This is a genomic window from Enterobacter sp. V87_3 (assembly GCF_029967835.1).
In the GTDB taxonomy this organism is placed as follows: domain Bacteria; phylum Pseudomonadota; class Gammaproteobacteria; order Enterobacterales; family Enterobacteriaceae; genus Enterobacter; species Enterobacter cancerogenus.
Genome location: NZ_JASCAM010000029.1, coordinates 65,154 through 82,032 on the forward strand (window position 1 = coordinate 65,154; position 16,879 = coordinate 82,032).

Genomic DNA, 16,879 nt, shown 5'->3' on the forward strand with positions numbered 1-16,879 from the left:
CCGGTAGGCGTTAGCGCCACCGGGCGTACAAACCTGATTTCAGGTGAAATTATTTAGGCTCGGTACCGAACCACTTTTTGTAGATTTCGTTATAGGTGCCGTTCTCTTTCAGGGTTTTCAGCGCGCCGTTCACTTTAGTGCGCAGGTCGTCGCTGCCTTTCGGGAACGCAATACCGTACTGCTGTGCTTCCAGAGAATCGCCTACCGCTTTGAACTTGCCGTTGCCCGCGGTTTTGATGAAGTACAGGATGTTTGGCGTGTCGTGCAGAACCGCATCCGCGCGGTTGGTGCCCAGTTCCATGTAGGCATTGTCGATGTTCGGGAACTGACGCAGGTCTTTCGTTTTGATATTCGCTTTTGCGTAATCAACGGAGCCAGTACCGCCTTTCACCGCCACCACTTTGCCGTCGAGATCTTTCACGCTTTTCACGTCGTTATTGTCGGCTTTAACCATCACCAGCAGGCCGCTTTTGTAGTAGCCGTCAGAGAAGTCGATCGCTTTTTTACGTTCGTCGGTAATGGTGATACCCGCCAGCGCCAGGTCAACGTTTTTGGTCTGCAGCGCAGGGATGATGCCGCTGAAGTCCATTGGCTTCAGGGTGTAATCCAGTTTGAGTTCTTTCGCAATAGCAGCCCACAGATCCACGTCGAAACCAACGTATTTATCACCCTGTTTGAATTCAAACGGAACGAAAGCCGTGTCAGTTGCCACAACCAGTTTGTCGGCGGCCTGAGAAGACACCGCAAAAGCCAGGGTAAGTGCAGCCAGTGAAACTTTTAATACAGACTTCATAGCATTTCCTTTTATATCCACGGGGCGATCCCCTGCGAGAACATCTGGCACAATGAAAAAATCATGCCAACTTTACAAGTTGTTGTTTTGCATAGGGGATGAAGACACGCACTGCACGCTAATCGTGGCAACGCGCTTGTTTTGCACCAAGATGGAGCACCGTTTTGGTGCGCTTCGTTTTGGTTAACTGACGGGGTGATATTTAGCGCAATTTCAGACCAAAAAACAATCTTCCATTAACCGTTGTGTGAGGTGATTATTACATTTTATTCACTTTTGCAGGGGGTTTAGCAAAAGTGACGCACCATAAACGTGCAAAACCCCCGCCGGGGCGAGGGTTTGATTGGAAATTCGTATGGATTATTCGATGTTAGATTCGATAAACCACAGGAATTGATCCAGGTCGCGAGACGCGGCGGTGAAGATATCCGCGGTGTCTTCGTCTTTCGCTTCACTAATGGCTTTACGCACATCGTTAGCCACGACGGCGTAACGGTCAGCCAGCTCTTTCAGGTGATCCTGTACGCTGTGGATATCCAGCGGGTAGCTTTTCAGCGCGGTCTTGCTGTTAATGACCTGCGTGGTACCCAGCGCCACACCGCCGAGTTGCACGGCACGTTCTGCCATGGTATCGAGGTGGGTGACCAGTGCGGTGCGGAATCCATCCAGCATTTCATGAACGGCAATAAAGTTTGCACCGCGCATATTCCAGTGGGCCTGTTTAGTGATCAACGACAGGTCGATGAACTGGATCACCTGGCGATTCAGCAACTCAATCGTCGCTTTTTTATCGCTGTCTGATACATCGTTACGGGTATAAAGCAGATTAGACGCTTTCGTTTTCACCAGTTTAGCGGTACTCATAATCTCATATCCTCTTGATGTTAATGTCCCAGGTAATTACCGAGAAACAGTATAGCACCTGATTTTTACTGTGGGGGTCAGGTCTTGCCTATTGGTTTAATAGTAAGAAGAGTTTTGTTTTTTTATTTTGTTGTTTTTTAAAGGATTTGTAATATTTGTCACGGGGTATGAGATTTTTGAAATAACACGTGAGGCGTTGCGGGAATAATCTGGAATTAACACAAAAGTGTGAATGAATAATTCAGGGGAGAATTCTGGCCGATATTCTGCATGGCTATGCAGCCATGCAGAATAAAGCAATCAGTTTATATCGAGCTTTTCAACCTTCGGCTCCCGGCGCATCGTCAGCGTTGACCCCATTGAGGCCGCGATGATTGAGCACAGCGCCAGCGTCTGCGTGAAGGTCAGGGTTTCCCCGAGGAAAATCATCCCGGAGATCGCCGCCAGGGCAGGCTCCATGCTCATCAGCGTGCCAAAGATACGCGTAGGCAAGCGCGTCAGGGCAATCATCTCCAGCGAGTAGGGGAGTGCGGTCGAGAGAATGGCGACGGCCAGACCGATCGGCATGACCGACCACTGCCATATTGATTCCGTGGCTTGCGCCATGCCGAGCGGCACAAAAATGATCGCCGCAATCAGCGAACCCAGCGCCACGGTGGCCGGACCGTGTTCCTCTCCGGCGCGCTGACCAGAAAGAATGTAGACCGCCCAGCAGGCTCCCGCGCCCAGCGCCAGTGCGGCACCGGTCAGGTCGATCTGCGAAACATTCTGACCCAGCGGCAGCAGGAACCATAATCCCAGCACCGCCAGCACCACCCAGATAAAGTCAACCGGACGGCGTGAAGAGAAGAGGGCAACGGCCAGCGGGCCGGTAAATTCCAGTGCAACGGCAATGCCAAGCGGGATGGTTTGTATTGAGAGGTAGAACATATAGTTCATTGCGCCCAAAGACAGTCCATAATAAAGCAGAGGCAAACGCTGCTCTTTTTTAAACCGTAGTCGCCAGGGTTTGAAGATGACCACGAGGATCAGGGTGCCTAACGCGATTCGAAGCGCCGTGACGCCGGGTGCCCCCACGATGGGGAAAAGAGATTTCGCCAGTGATGCACCACTCTGGATGGACATCATGGCGATGAGTATGACGGCAACCGGCATCCAGACCGACGACGTACGGGATAAAGCAGGCATCCTTTCTCCTGTCAATTTATGTCAAGTGAGGTAAAAGCGGCAGTGTAATAGAAATATGCTGCATCGGTTGAGGTTCTGTTGAAAAAAATCCGCGCAAAACACGTAAAATGCTGATGAGTTGATGGATTTATAGACACTCAGATTAGGAATAATCTGGATGAATGTAGCGGAACTGACGCGCAATATTAGCGTTTTGTAGCGAAAATTTTATGTTATTTTAATAAGATAGCTGCTGTTGGAAATGTTCTGTTACAGGAAAATCTTAGTTAGACATCACGAATCACAAAGAGTTTCAGAAGATTTTTTGATATATTTAAAACTTACGGACTTACTTGAAGCACATTTGAGGTGGTTATGAAAAAAATTGCATGTCTTTCAGCACTGGCCGCTGTACTGGCTGTTTCCGCAGGTACTGCTGTAGCTGCTACTTCTACCGTTACCGGTGGTTACGCTCAGAGCGATATGCAGGGCGTAATGAACAAAACTAACGGTTTTAACCTGAAGTATCGTTACGAGCAAGACAACAACCCGCTGGGCGTGATCGGTTCTTTCACCTACACCGAGAAAGATCGTACTGAAAACGGCGCTTATAACAAAGGTCAGTACTACGGAATCACCGCTGGTCCTGCTTACCGCCTGAACGACTGGGCAAGCATCTACGGTGTTGTAGGTGTTGGCTACGGTAAATTCCAGCAGACCGAAAACGAAGGTCTGAACCGCACTGCAAGCAACAGCGACTACGGCTTCTCCTATGGCGCTGGTATGCAGTTCAACCCAATCGAAAACGTTGCTCTGGACTTCTCCTATGAGCAGAGCCGTATCCGCAACGTTGACGTTGGCACCTGGATTGCAGGCGTAGGTTACCGCTTCTAATCACTTCGGTGAGCCAGTAAAAAATCCGCCCAATGTGGCGGATTTTTTTTGCATTAAAAGCAGCTATCGTTACTACGCTGATCGGTAAAGTAAAGTGGAAGGTTCCGTTCACCTCAATATGTGCAGAATATACTGTGTTCAGAACCTGTGAACGTGATAAGGGGGCCACCGCGGCCCCCTTATCACGTTCACAGGTTCTATGGTTACAGAGTAGCAAAGCTCGTAAATTGAACTGAATAACCACCACAGCCGTATGTTCCCCCTCACCCCAGCCCTCTCCCTGAATGGAGAGGGAGTATTCTGCGCCAGGCTGTAATTTCTGGGGATTCCTCAGCCCCAATGGGGCGAAGAGATTAATTACTGCGCATTAATTTGTAGAGACTCCTCAAGCATTGAGGGCGCGCTCTTACTTACTCTTAATATCAAAGATATCCGTCCCCAGATGGTTGTAGTCAACTTTCTGTAACTTAAAGTTGGTAACGTACACTGGGGGAGCTTTCTTGTTCGAGATAAACGTATACGCATTTTTTATCTCTTTCGCTGAAATCCCCGTCCACTGCGAGAAGAAGGTCAGGAAATCATTCGCCGAACGGCGCGCGTTAATGATGCGATGCGATTTGTCATCGCTGGACAGCACCATAAACGGCACCTGGAAGTTTTGCTGGAACTTATCGTCATGCGCCAGGTACTGCACCTCTTTCCCGCGCTCTTTAAACGCCAGCCCGTGATCCGAGAAATAGACCAGCGAGAAACTGTCACCCGAGTTACGAAGCTGCGCGTACAGCTTGCTCAACAGATCGTCGGTTTGCGTCATGGTGTACAAATAGCAGGACGTCTCTTTGGACTGCACAAACTCCGCGTATTTTCCCTGGGTACGATCGCAGGCCTGCGGGTGAGAACCCATGAGATGCAGGACAATCAGCTGCGGCTGAGTGCGCTGTGTGGCAAAGACCTGCGCCGTCATCTTCAGCAGCGCTTCATCTTTGGTGTTTTTATCCGCTTCAAAGTCGCCGCTTTTCAGGAACTGAACCTCGTCAGCCCGTTTCGCGATGCTGGCGATGGCCGTATCGTATTCCCCAATCTGGCCCTGATTTGAAAACCACCAGGTCTGGAAACCGGCGCGGTTTGCCAGGGTAATCACGTTATCCTGATACTGAGGTTTGCCATCGACCACGCGGTTTAACGTCAGGCCGAGTGACTTTTGGGTCGAGCCGCTGGCGGCAATGTAGTCGGTTAACAGCGTGCCATTTACCGAGCTGGCAAACGGCGTATTGTCCCAGTGGCCACCAAACGCCCCCAGCGCGTCGCGTCGGGCGCTTTCGCCGATCACCATCACGTAGGTGTGGTACTTCGGCTTCACGGCCAGCACGTTCCAGGTGTCTTTCATATTGGACAGTTCGGCCATGCGCGTCTGTTCGTCGAGCACTTCCTGGTTATTCACCACCACATCTTTCACAAAGCGGAAGACCGGATAACCCGTATCTTTAAGCTTAAAGACGCCACCCCAGGCCAGGTTTTGCACCGGCGCGACAAAAAAGGCAGCCACGCTCACCGCCAGACACAGATGCTCAATTTTCCCCCACGGCTTCTTGCCGTCGGGTTTACGACGCACGGCGATCGCGCCAAGCGCAAAGATGAAGAGCCCGACGACGTAGCTGTACCACGGGAAGATCGTCAGGATCTCGGTGGACTCTTCCATATTGGTGGAGTGCAGCGCCAGCAGGGTATTGAAGTTTGGCGCGCCATAGGCCTGACCAAACGGAAAATAGAGTGCTGCAATCAGGGAACAAATCCCGACGAGGATTTTCTGCGCCCGCGGCGCGGTGCGCCACAGCAGATGGAGTATGCAGGTGAACGCGACGGCATAAAGCAGGCTAAACGGATAGCCAAGCGCAAAGTTAATCAGCAGAGATTGCAGAAAGTAAAATCCCGTCCACGGGCTTAAGGCCCGACTGCGGGTAACAAGCGTTTCTTTCAGGGTTACGTTCATAGGTCACTATCATGAAAACGCCATGTGCTCACCCTGGCGCCAAGGGTCAAAGCCTGCCTGACAGTGCGTGGAGAGGGAATGAGGGTCCGCTTCAGCGAGCCGCAAATGGTGCAGGGCTGCAAGAAGATAGTGCGCGCGCGAAATAAGGTCAACAGTTGCTACAGCGATGTTTTGCGAAGAGGGTTACAAAACCGCGAAAAAGATCGGGAAATAGGGGGCTGAAGGCCAGTGTACAGCGGAAAGATGACGGAAAAATGAAGCGGCGTACCGCGACGCCGCTTAGTGGGAAGGTTTGTCGTCCTGGTGCGGTTTGTTGCTAAACATATCGCACAGCATGTTCAACAGCATTAAGCGCACTTTGAAAGGAGAGTGGGTAAACACGTTCATACACCTCTTGAATTCGTTCATGTGACCTCCTGATTTCTGATCCCTTCGATCCGTGAAGGGTGACTGCATTACATACAGATATAGCACAGGCTATATTGTATAGCTATGGCTAAATCGTTAATTTTTTGTGGTTGTAGAGCTATGGTTTACAATGTGCGCTCCGTTACAGGGCGCTGGAAGCGTCAACCCATTGAGGAAGCACAATGAACCGTCGCGCAGGTAAGCCAACAACAAAAAAAATGACGCAACTGGTGAACGTTGAGGAGCACGTTGAAGGGTTCCGCCAGGTGCGTGAGGCGCACCGTCGCGAACTGATTGATGATTACGTGGAGCTGATCTCCGATCTTATCCGTGAGGTAGGGGAAGCGCGCCAGGTCGACATGGCCGCACGACTGGGCGTGTCCCAGCCTACGGTTGCCAAGATGTTAAAACGCCTGGCGACGGTGGGGCTGATCGAGATGATCCCGTGGCGCGGGGTCTTTCTGACGCCGGAAGGGGAAAAGCTGGCGCAGGAGAGCCGCGAGCGGCATCAGATCGTCGAGAACTTTTTACTGGTGCTGGGCGTAAGCCCGGAGATTGCCCGTCGGGACGCGGAAGGGATGGAGCATCACGTTAGCGAAGAGACGCTGGTGAAGTTCCGCGAATTTACCCTTAAATATGGTCCCTCCGCTGAATGAAGATCCCCGGACTGCAGGCTCTTGCACGCGATCGTTTCTTTCATCTGTTAATTATTACTGGAATCGGGCTGAGTCTTTTTGTGCCGTTCGCGCCGCAGGCCTGGCCGGCGGCGATTGACTGGCGCACCATCATTACCCTGAGCGGTTTGATGATGCTCACCAAAGGGGTTGAGCTGAGCGGCTATTTTGACGTGCTGGGGCGCAAAATGGTGCGCCGCTTTGCCACCGAACGCAGGCTGGCGCTGTTTATGGTGCTGTCTGCAGCAGTGCTGTCGACCTTTCTCACCAACGACGTGGCGCTGTTTATCGTTGTGCCGCTGACCCTTACGCTGCGTAAGCTGTGCGAAATCCCGGTCACCCGGCTGATCATTTTCGAGGCGCTGGCCGTCAATGCCGGTTCACTGCTGACCCCCATCGGCAACCCGCAAAATATCCTGCTGTGGGGGCGCTCCGGCCTGTCATTTGCCGCCTTTACCTGGCAGATGGCCCCGCTGGCGCTGGTGATGATGGTCTCGCTGCTGCTCGTCGCCTGGTTCGCCTTCCCAACCAAAAAACTTCAGTACCACAGCGGCACCCCCGGCCCGCAGTGGCAGCCGCGTCTGGTCTGGAGTTGCCTGGGGCTGTATATCGTTTTCCTGACGGCGCTGGAAATGAAGTTCGAACTGGCGGGCGTGCTGCTGGTGGCCGGTGGGTTCCTGCTGCTGGCAAGACGCGTGCTGGTGAGCGTCGACTGGACGCTGCTGTTGGTCTTTATGGCGATGTTTATCGATGTGCATCTGCTGATCCAGCTGCCGGTGCTACAGCACGTTCTGCACGGCGTCAGCGGCCTGTCTCAGCCGGCGCTGTGGCTGACGGCGATTGGGCTGTCGCAGTTTATCAGCAATGTCCCGTCCACCATTCTGCTGCTTAACTACGTTCCTCCAACGGCGCTGCTGGCCTGGGCGGTCAACATCGGCGGCTTTGGGCTGCTTCCCGGCTCGCTCGCGAACCTCATTGCCCTGCGGATGGCGAACGATCGCCGCATCTGGTGGCGCTTCCACCTGTGGTCGATCCCCATGCTGGCCTGGGCAGCGGGGATCGGATTCGGACTATTCCTTCTCATATAGTGCGTTATTTGTCAGTTTATCCTGGCAAATGTATAGCAACGTCCTAGCTTTAGTGAACGGCATAGTGTGATGCCGCTCATTGACAGGACCGTTGCTGACCATGGCAGAAGAACAAAATCCCCCTGCTGACGAGCAGGAAAAAAACAATAAAGAACGCAAGCGCCCCGGCAAAAAACCGTTAATTATCCTCGGCATCGTTGTCGTGGTGATGGTTGTGGTGGCGCTGGTCTGGTGGTTTTTAACCCGTAACGAAGAGACCACGGACGACGCCTTTACCGACGGCGACGTGGTGACCATCGCCCCCAAAACGGCGGGCTATGTCACCGAGCTGCGGGTGCGCGATAACCAGCGCGTGAAGAAAGGTGATGTGCTGGTGGTTATCGATCCGCGCGATACCGCCGCGCAGCGCGACCAGGCGCAGGCCCAGCTTGGGCTGGCCGTGGCACAGCTGCATCAGGCGCAGGCCCAGCTGGCGCTCTCGAAGGTGCAGTATCCTGCCCAGCGCGACGAAGCCAAAGCGCAGGTGCTCAAGGCGCAGGCAGATATGGCGAACGCCCAGGCCGAGTATCGCCGCCAGCGCGGCGTTGACCCCCGTGCGACCACCCAGCAAAGTATCGATTCCGCTAACGCCCAGCTGCGTAGCGCTCAGGCTGGCCTGGCCAGCGCGCAGGCGCAGCTTGAGGTGGCGGAGCAGGTTCAGTTGCAGATTCGCCAGCAGGAGACCAACGTCGAAGCGCGTGAACGTCAGGTTGACCAGGCGAAAGCGCAGCTCGAAACCGCCAATCTCAATCTTTCGTACACCGAGGTGCGCGCCCCGTTCGACGGCTTTGTCACCAAACGCAACGTTCAGCCCGGCACGCTGGTGCAGGCGGGAACGGCGCTGTTCTCGCTGGTCTCACCGAACGTGTGGGTGGTTGCGAACTTCAAAGAGTCGCAGCTTGAGCGCATGAAGCCGGGCGACAAGGTCAGCGTCTCTGTGGATGCCTGGCCAGATATGGCGCTTGAAGGCCATATCGACAGCATCCAGCAGGGAAGCGGATCGCGCTTCTCGGCCTTCCCGTCGGAAAATGCCACCGGTAACTTTGTGAAAATCGTCCAGCGCGTGCCGGTGAAAATCGTCATTGATAAAGGTCTGGATCCGAACAAACCGCTGCCGCTGGGGCTGTCGGTTGAACCGAAGGTGACGGTGGAATGACGGACCACAGCCACGACAGCTGGAAGCCTGCCAGCAACCCGTGGGCGGTGGCGATTGTAGTCACGCTGGCGGTGTTTATGGAGATCCTCGACACCACCATCGTCAACGTGGCGCTGCCGCACGTCGCCGGGTCGCTCTCGTCAAGCTATGACGAATCCACCTGGGTGCTCACCAGTTACCTGGTCGCCAACGGCATCGTGCTGCCTATTTCCGCCTTTCTGAGCCGGGTGTTTGGCCGCAAGCAGTTCTTTCTGATCTGCATCGTGATGTTTACCGTCTGTTCGTTCCTGTGCGGCATTGCCACCGAGCTGTGGCAGATCATTCTGTTCCGCATCATGCAGGGCTTTTTCGGCGGCGGGCTACAGCCTACCCAGCAGTCGGTGCTGCTCGATTACTTCAAGCCGGAGGATCGGGGTAAAGCCTTTGGCCTCTCGTCCATCGCCATTATCGTCGCGCCGGTGCTTGGCCCGACGCTGGGCGGCTGGATCACCGACAACTACTCCTGGCGCTGGGTATTTTTCATCAACATTCCCGTGGGGATCATTACGGTGCTGGCGATCTACCAGCTTCTGGAAGATCCGCCGTGGGAAAGTAAATCCAAAGAGAAGCTCTCCGTTGACTGGACGGGGATCGGCCTGATCGCCCTCGGGCTGGGCTGCCTGCAGGTGATGCTCGACCGGGGTGAGGATGACGACTGGTTCTACTCAAACTTTATCCGCACCTTTGCGGTGCTGACGCTTATCGGCATTATCGGCGCGATTTACTGGCTGATGTACGCCAAAAAGCCGGTGGTTGACCTGCACTGCATGAAGGATAAGAACTTTGCGGTCTCAAGCCTGCTGATGGCGGGCATGGCGATGATCCTCTACGGCAGTTCAGTGGTCATCCCGCAGCTGGCGCAGCAGGATCTGGGCTATACCGCCACCTGGTCGGGCATGGTGCTTTCGCCGGGCGCAATACTGATTGTGTTGACCATACCGCTGGTGCTAAAGCTGATGCCGGTGGTGCAGACGCGCTGGATCATCGCCTTCGGTTTTACCTGTCTGGCGGTGTCGTTCTTCTGGTCGCGCACGCTGACGCCGGATATTGATTTCGAAACGCTGGTGCTGTTCCGCAGCGCGCAGTCGATTGGGCTGGGGTTCCTGTTTGTGCCCCTGACCACCATTGCGTTTATTTCGATCCCACGGCAGCTCAACGCTGACGCGGCGGCGCTGTTTACCATGTTCCGCAACGTCGCAGGCTCGATTGGCATTTCGCTCTCAACGGCAGCGATTACCGAGCGCTCTCAGGCCCACAGCGCGCATCTGGCGTATCACGCCTCGCCGTTTAACGAGCAGTTCCAGCTGGCGATCCGCGAAAGCGCCCAGGCTATCCAGAATTTCACGACGCAGGTGGGCGACCCGATGGGTATCGCCACCGGGCGGATGTACCAGACCATGATCGAACAGTCGCGCTTCCTGGCCTATATCGACGTCTTTACCATTCTGAGCGCGGTGGCCTTTTTACTGATTCCGTTTTGTTTGTTGCTCTCGCCGGTTAAGAGCGAGGGGAGTGCAGGAGCACACTGATGATACACAGACGTTTACACCCCCTGATGATAATGATGTTGCTGGTTGGCTGCGCCGTCGGGCCGGACTACCAGCAGCCCGCACCGCCACCCTCCAGCCACTGGAATGACAAGGGCGACGGCGAGGTGAAGTCGAAAACGGTTTCAGCCGCGACCAACCCGCGCTGGTGGAAAACCTTTGGCTCGCCGCAGCTCGACAGCCTGGTTGAACGCGCCATCGCCGGGAATTTATCGCTGCAGCAAACGGTGCTGCGCATCGCCGGCGCGCGTGAACAAATTAATCAGGCGGGCGGCGCGTTTTATCCGGCGGTTAACGGCAACCTGCAGGCAACGCGCCAGCAGCTTGGGCTGGAGGGGGAGCTGAAATCTCATGGGGTGTACGACCAGCTTGATAATGTCGACCCGCAGCTGCGAGGCGCGTTAGGCCCGCTGACCCAGCCGATCAATCTTTACCAGGGCAGCTTTGACGCCCAGTGGGAAATCGACCTGTGGGGCAAGGTGCGCCGTCAGGTTGAGGCCGCCGAAGCGCAGCAGAGGGTGGCCATTGAGCAGCGTAACGATGCGCTGGTGTCGCTGGAGGCGGAAGTGGCGCGGGCGTGGCTACAGCTGCGCGGCGCGCAGAGCATTATCGCCACGCTGAATACCCAGATTGAGAGCGCACAGCAGACGCTGGAGCTTACCGACAGCCGTCAGCGCGGCGGGCTTTCACCGCAGATGGATGTGGAGAATGCCCGTGCGCAGCTGGGCAACCTGGAGGCGCAGCTGCCGCAGTATCAGGCACAGGAACGCCAGGCGATGAACGGCCTGGCCATTCTGCTCGGCAAACCGCCGGGCGCGCTGGACGCAGAGCTGCAGTCGGCACAGCCGATGCCCGCGCTGCCGGATATTGTCCAGACGGGCATTCCGTCGACGCTGGCGCGCCGCCGGCCGGACGTGCGTCAGGCGGAAGCCCGACTCCATGCGGCGACGGCGGAGATCGGCGTCTCGGTGGCGGAGCTGTTCCCGAGTTTTACCCTTTCCGGGCAGTTTGGTCTGCGCAACAGCGAAACCAACTGGCTCACCGACTGGAGCAGCCACTTCTACAGCTTTGGCCCGCAGGTTTCCATTCCCATCTTCCAGGGCGGTCGGCTGGTCTCCAGCGTGAAGGTGGCGCGTGCGCAGCAGGGCGCAGCGGTGCTGGATTATCGCCAGACGGTGCTGACCGCGCTGGGTGATGTTGAAAACGCGCTGGTGAGCTACCGCACCGACCAGCAGCGCGAAGCGGGCCTCGCGAAAACCATTGATGCGCTGCAAAACGCCTTCGACCTGGCGAGCGACAGCTATCGACAGGGGATCGCCAGCTTTATCGACGTGCTGGACGCGCAGCGTCAGCTGGCTCAGGCGCAGCAGCAGCGGGCCCAGGCGCAGGTGCAAAGCGCGCTCGACCTGGTGGCGCTGTATAAGGCGCTGGGCGGCGGCTGGGAGCCGTATCAGCAGGTGCAGCTGCCAGATTACAAGGTCTTTGGCGACGCGCCGCGGGGATAAGATTCAGAGGATTGGGCAAGAAACGGACAGGAACGCCACATTCGCGCTGGCTGAGCGGCGGGTATAACTGTTAAGCACCCAAACGAAAAGCGAGGAATGAATTATGCGTTATCAAAAACTGGGCAATACCGGTCTGTTTGTTTCTGAACTGTGCCTCGGGACCATGACCTTTGGCGGGGAAGGCGGCATGTGGGGCAAGATTGGTCAGCTTCAGCAAAGCGACGCCGAGCAGCTGGTGGGCCGGGCGCTGGACGCCGGGATCAATTTTATCGACACGGCAGATGTCTACTCGGAAGGGCGGTCGGAGGAGATCACCGGCCAGGCGCTGAAGAACCTGAAGGTCCCCCGCGAGAACGTAGTGGTCGCCACAAAAGTCTTCGGTGAAACGGGAACGGCGGGGGTGAACTCGCGCGGCAGCTCGCGATACCACATCATCAATAGTGCCAAAGAGAGCCTGCGCCGCCTGCAGCTCGATCATATCGATCTTTATCAGCTCCACGGTTTTGACCCGGCCACGCCGATCGAAGAGACGCTTTATGCGCTGGATAACCTCGTTCAGCACGGTCACGTACGCTATATCGGCGTCTCTAACTGGGCGGCATGGCAGATCGCCAAAGCGCTGGGCATTTCCGAGCGTCTGGGGCTGTCGCGATTTGCTTCGTTGCAGGCGTATTACACCCTTGCCGGGCGCGATCTGGAGCGTGAGCTGGTGCCGATGATGCAGAGCGAAGGCGTCGGGCTGATGGTCTGGAGCCCGCTGGCGGGTGGCCTGCTGAGCGGCAAGTATGACCGCAACGGACAGAGCGCATCAGGCGGACGTCGACTGGAGTTTGATTTCCCGCCCGTGAACAAGGATCGCGCTTTCGACTGCGTGGATGTGATGCGCACCCTGGCGGAAGAAAAGGGCGTGTCGGTGGCGCAAATTGCGCTGGCATGGCTGCTGCACCAGAAGGCGGTGACCAGCGTCATTATCGGGGCGAAACGGGTCGATCAGTTGGATGACAACATTGCCGCAACCAGCGTTCAGCTGAGCGACGATGAGCTGAAACAGCTGGATGCGGTCAGCGCGCTGCCGCGCGAGTATCCTGGCTGGATGCTGGAGCGCCAGGGCGAGTACCGTCGCAATCAGTTAGCGCAACAATAACCTTTCTTTCCCCGGTGGCGCTTGCGCTTACCGGGGCTACGTTCCCCTGTAATGTCATATTAACGTTATGTCACTACACGACATTCCCGTGGGCCGTTCTCTTCTTCCGCTGATTCAGTACGCCAGCTTTACGCACGCACAGGGCGGTACCGGGAAGAATCATTCCGGTCAATGCGTGCGTTTCGTTAATGCGCGCATCCGTGTTATTAAAGATTGCCTTAACCCTCTCTAAATGATATTAATTATCATTCTTATTATAAAAATAATGGCAGTTAAAAATATCTGGCAAGGATGTGAGCTTAACGATCAATCACTTTTACGTTAGGCATGTATTAGGGAATGGGTATGAGAATTATCAAGATCTTCTGGCCACTCACTGCGCTCCTGGCAGGGTTGAACAGTCAGGTATCACTGGCACAATCCTCCGATGATAACGACGAGACCCTGGTGGTGGAAGCCACCGCTGAGCAGGTACTCAAACAGCAGCCGGGCGTGTCGATTATTACCAGCGAAGATATTAAAAAGAACCCTCCGGTCAACGATCTCTCCGATATTATTCGCAAAATGCCCGGTGTTAATCTGACCGGCAACAGCGCCTCGGGTACACGCGGTAATAACCGCCAGATCGACATTCGCGGCATGGGGCCGGAGAACACCTTAATTTTAATTGATGGTGTACCGGTGACGTCGCGCAACGCCGTGCGTTATAGCTGGCGCGGAGAGCGTGATACCCGCGGCGACACCAACTGGGTGCCACCGGAACAGGTTGAGCGTATAGAAGTGATCCGCGGCCCTGCGGCGGCACGCTACGGTTCGGGCGCAGCGGGCGGGGTGGTGAACATCATTACCAAACGCCCCACCAACGACTGGCACGGTTCGCTGTCGTTATACACTAACCAGCCGGAAAGCAGCGACGAAGGCGCTACGCGTCGCGCCAACTTCAGCCTGAGTGGGCCGCTGGCTGGCGATGCGCTGACCATGCGTCTGTACGGCAACCTGAATAAAACCGATGCCGACAGCTGGGATATTAACTCCCTGGCCGGTACGAAAAACGCGGCCGGGCATGAAGGGGTGCGCAACAAAGATATCAACGGCGTTGTCTCGTGGAAATTAAATCCACAGCAAATAATCGATTTCGAAGCCGGATATAGCCGCCAGGGGAATATCTATGCTGGCGATACCCAAAACAGTTCTTCCAGTGCCGTCACTGAAAGCCTGGCGAAATCCGGTGAAGAGACGAACCGCCTGTACCGACAGAATTATGGCGTTACGCACAATGGTATCTGGGACTGGGGTCAAAGCCGTTTTGGTGTCTATTATGAGAAAACCAATAACACCCGTATGAACGAAGGATTATCCGGCGGTGGTGAAGGACGTATTTCGGCGGATGAAAAGTTCACGACCAATCGCCTGAGCTCCTGGCGAACCAGCGGCGAGGTTAATATTCCGTTGAATGCGCTGGTCGATCAAACGCTGACCGTGGGTGCAGAGTGGAGCCGCGATGAGCTCGACGATCCTTCCTCTACCAGCCTGACGGGGGCTGACAGCAATATCGGCGGCATTTCTGGTTCAGCTGCAGATCGCAGCAGTAAAAATCATTCCCAAATCAGTGCGCTGTATCTTGAAGATAATATTGAGCCGGTTCCCGGCACGAATATCATTCCCGGCCTGCGCTTTGATTATCTCAACGAGTCCGGCGGTAACTTCAGCCCCAGCCTGAACCTCTCGCAGGAATTGGGGGATTACTTCAAAGTCAAAGCGGGGATTGCCAGAACCTTTAAAGCACCCAACCTGTATCAATCCAGTGAAGGTTATCTGCTCTATTCGAAAGGCAACGGTTGTCCAAAAGATATTACATCGGGCGGCTGCTACCTGATCGGTAATAAAGATCTCGATCCGGAAATCAGCATTAATAAAGAAATTGGGCTGGAGTTCGCCTGGGAAGATTACCACGCCAGCGTGACCTACTTCCGCAATGACTACCAGAATAAGATTGTGGCCGGAGATAATGTTATCGGGCAAACCGCTTCCGGCGCATATATTCTCCAGTGGCAGAACGGCGGGAAAGCGCTGGTGGACGGTATCGAAGCCAGCATGGCGTTCCCGCTGGTGAAAGATCGTCTGAACTGGAATACCAATGCCACCTGGATGATCACCTCGGAGCAAAAAGATACCGGTAACCCGCTGTCGATCATCCCGAAATACACCATTAATAACTCGCTTGACTGGACCATCACCCAGGCGTTCTCTGCCAGCGTCAACTGGACGTTATACGGCAGACAAAAACCGCGTACTCATTCGGAAACTCGCAGTGAAGATACGGGCGGTCTGTCAGGTAAAGAGCTGGGCGCTTATTCGCTGGTGGGGACGAACTTTAATTACGATATTAATAAAAATCTGCGTCTTAACGTTGGTGTCAGCAATATCTTCGATAAACAGATCTACCGATCTTCCGAAGGGGCGAATACCTATAACGAGCCTGGTCGGGCTTATTATGCCGGTGTTACCGCGTCATTCTGATCGTAGTGCCAGAGGCGTACTGCCCGCGTCAAGGCGGGCAGTGTTTAGCGGCTTAATGCATGACAGCCTGCTGTGTTACCTGCGTTTTCACCACTGATATCTAACAGCGCTCCGCGAAAGGAGGCGTTGAACATCGGTCCGTGTCCCAGGTTTGGGAAATCCCAAAAGGCGGCAGTGACGCCTTTATCTTCCAGCGTGGCGAGAGTCGCATGTATTTTCGTCAGCACCCCGGCAGCATGCGTTTCCCGGTTATCGCCCGGCGTCGCCGAACCTTCCATTATCATCAGGCGCCTGGCGCAGTATTGCGACGGCTCAACCGCCGTGATGCGGCTCAACAGCGCATCATGGCCTCTGCCCAACGACGGGCTGGCGCTGTAGTACGTCCGGAAATAAGAGGAGGACAGCCAGGCATCCAGCACGAACAGGCCGCCGTAGGAGTGCCCCCACAGGCCGCGACGCTGCCGATCGATATTCAATCCCTGTTCCACCTTTGGCGCTATACGCGTTTCCAGTAACTGGCGGAAGTCGTTGCTACCCCCACTCTTACGGCTAAAACGCCCGTTGCGGGTATCCGTTTTGCCGCTTTCTGCTGCTGGCGTATAGTCGTAGGCCCTGCCGTTGAGATCGAAGGGGAGGTTGGTTTGATACCCGACAGCCACAATCACCGGCGGTGATTTTTCTGCCAGCTGTTTGAGCAGGTCGTCGTTCAGGCGGTCCATAACTGCGTTGCCGTCGAGCATATATAAAATCGGGTAGCCCGACGCCGGTGCGGCTTTATTTGGCACGGCCGTCCATACCCGATAATGGCGGCTGCCATCGGCGGAGTCGAACGAGTTGACGCTGAAATGGTAAAACGCGGAGCCTTTATCGGCGATATTTGGCCCCAGTGGCTGCATATCCGGCTTTGCAAAAGCGTGCGCACTCCAGATAAGGGTGAGACCAGAAAAAAGAGTGACAAGCGCCTTGCGCGGGCGTGTTGGGCAATACTCGCGGGCATACATCTGATGATTATTCCTTTTCCGCAGGTGACATTTTCTTTATTCAGGAAGCC

At 55.3% G+C, this 16,879-nt stretch carries 14 protein-coding genes; 8 read left to right on the forward strand and 6 right to left on the reverse strand.

Going from position 1 to position 16,879, the window contains the following annotated elements; translation table 11 throughout:
- Positions 1-49: 49 nt before the first annotated feature.
- The 3 genes from glnH to rhtA all read right to left on the reverse strand — a co-directional run bounded on the left by glnH (position 50) and on the right by rhtA (position 2,845).
- On the reverse strand, positions 50-793 hold the full coding sequence (gene glnH / locus QLG21_RS17855; RefSeq protein WP_006177296.1) for a glutamine ABC transporter substrate-binding protein GlnH: 744 nt from the start codon (positions 791-793) through the stop codon (positions 50-52).
- A 360-nt stretch (positions 794-1,153) separates the two neighbouring features.
- Positions 1,154-1,657 (reverse strand): DNA starvation/stationary phase protection protein Dps, encoded by a 504-nt coding sequence (gene dps, locus QLG21_RS17860; protein ID WP_006177298.1) that lies wholly within the window; start codon positions 1,655-1,657, stop codon positions 1,154-1,156.
- 300 nt (positions 1,658-1,957) lie between these two features.
- Positions 1,958-2,845 carry a threonine/homoserine exporter RhtA gene (gene rhtA, locus QLG21_RS17865; protein ID WP_282484906.1) on the reverse strand — a complete coding sequence of 296 codons (888 nt, stop codon included), beginning with the start codon at positions 2,843-2,845 and terminating at the stop codon, positions 1,958-1,960.
- A gap of 354 nt (positions 2,846-3,199) precedes the next feature.
- Here rhtA and ompX point away from each other — a divergent pair, with 354 nt between their 5' ends.
- Positions 3,200-3,718, forward strand: coding sequence for an outer membrane protein OmpX (gene ompX, locus QLG21_RS17870; RefSeq protein WP_006177301.1), 519 nt, complete (start codon positions 3,200-3,202; stop codon positions 3,716-3,718).
- Positions 3,719-4,124: 406 nt separating this feature from the next.
- Here ompX and QLG21_RS17875 read toward each other — a convergent pair whose 3' ends face one another.
- Positions 4,125-5,708, reverse strand: a complete 1,584-nt coding sequence (locus QLG21_RS17875) for a phosphoethanolamine transferase (protein WP_137849016.1) — start codon at positions 5,706-5,708, stop codon at positions 4,125-4,127.
- A gap of 279 nt (positions 5,709-5,987) precedes the next feature.
- Positions 5,988-6,116, reverse strand: a complete 129-nt coding sequence (gene mntS, locus QLG21_RS17880) for a manganase accumulation protein MntS (RefSeq protein ID WP_042321071.1) — start codon at positions 6,114-6,116, stop codon at positions 5,988-5,990.
- A 182-nt stretch (positions 6,117-6,298) separates the two neighbouring features.
- Between mntS and mntR the strand changes: the two genes are divergently transcribed.
- The 7 genes from mntR to iroN all read left to right on the forward strand — a co-directional run bounded on the left by mntR (position 6,299) and on the right by iroN (position 15,828).
- Complete coding sequence (gene mntR, locus QLG21_RS17885) at positions 6,299-6,772, forward strand: manganese-binding transcriptional regulator MntR (protein ID WP_042321075.1); 474 nt, start codon at positions 6,299-6,301, stop codon at positions 6,770-6,772.
- On the forward strand, positions 6,769-7,878 hold the full coding sequence (locus tag QLG21_RS17890; protein ID WP_058610597.1) for an anion transporter: 1,110 nt from the start codon (positions 6,769-6,771) through the stop codon (positions 7,876-7,878). The genes mntR and QLG21_RS17890 overlap by 4 nt, the downstream gene beginning before the upstream one ends.
- 100 nt (positions 7,879-7,978) lie before the next feature.
- Positions 7,979-9,073 (forward strand): HlyD family secretion protein, encoded by a 1,095-nt coding sequence (locus QLG21_RS17895; protein ID WP_058610598.1) that lies wholly within the window; start codon positions 7,979-7,981, stop codon positions 9,071-9,073.
- Positions 9,070-10,641 carry a DHA2 family efflux MFS transporter permease subunit gene (locus QLG21_RS17900; RefSeq protein ID WP_137849015.1) on the forward strand — a complete coding sequence of 524 codons (1,572 nt, stop codon included), beginning with the start codon at positions 9,070-9,072 and terminating at the stop codon, positions 10,639-10,641. Before QLG21_RS17895 ends, QLG21_RS17900 begins: the two co-directional genes overlap by 4 nt.
- Positions 10,641-12,164 carry an efflux transporter outer membrane subunit gene (locus QLG21_RS17905; RefSeq protein WP_137849014.1) on the forward strand — a complete coding sequence of 508 codons (1,524 nt, stop codon included), beginning with the start codon at positions 10,641-10,643 and terminating at the stop codon, positions 12,162-12,164. The genes QLG21_RS17900 and QLG21_RS17905 overlap by 1 nt, the downstream gene beginning before the upstream one ends.
- A gap of 103 nt (positions 12,165-12,267) precedes the next feature.
- Entirely contained in the window at positions 12,268-13,308 is a 1,041-nt protein-coding gene (locus tag QLG21_RS17910; protein ID WP_137849013.1) for an aldo/keto reductase, read from the forward strand.
- A 345-nt stretch (positions 13,309-13,653) separates the two neighbouring features.
- Positions 13,654-15,828: a siderophore salmochelin receptor IroN gene (gene iroN, locus QLG21_RS17915; protein WP_282484907.1), complete on the forward strand. Its 2,175-nt coding sequence runs from the start codon at positions 13,654-13,656 to the stop codon at positions 15,826-15,828.
- Between the two features lie 44 nt (positions 15,829-15,872).
- Here the strand turns inward: iroN and QLG21_RS17920 are convergent, their stop codons facing one another.
- Complete coding sequence (locus QLG21_RS17920; protein WP_137849011.1) at positions 15,873-16,829, reverse strand: alpha/beta hydrolase; 957 nt, start codon at positions 16,827-16,829, stop codon at positions 15,873-15,875.
- Positions 16,830-16,879: the final 50 nt, after the last annotated feature.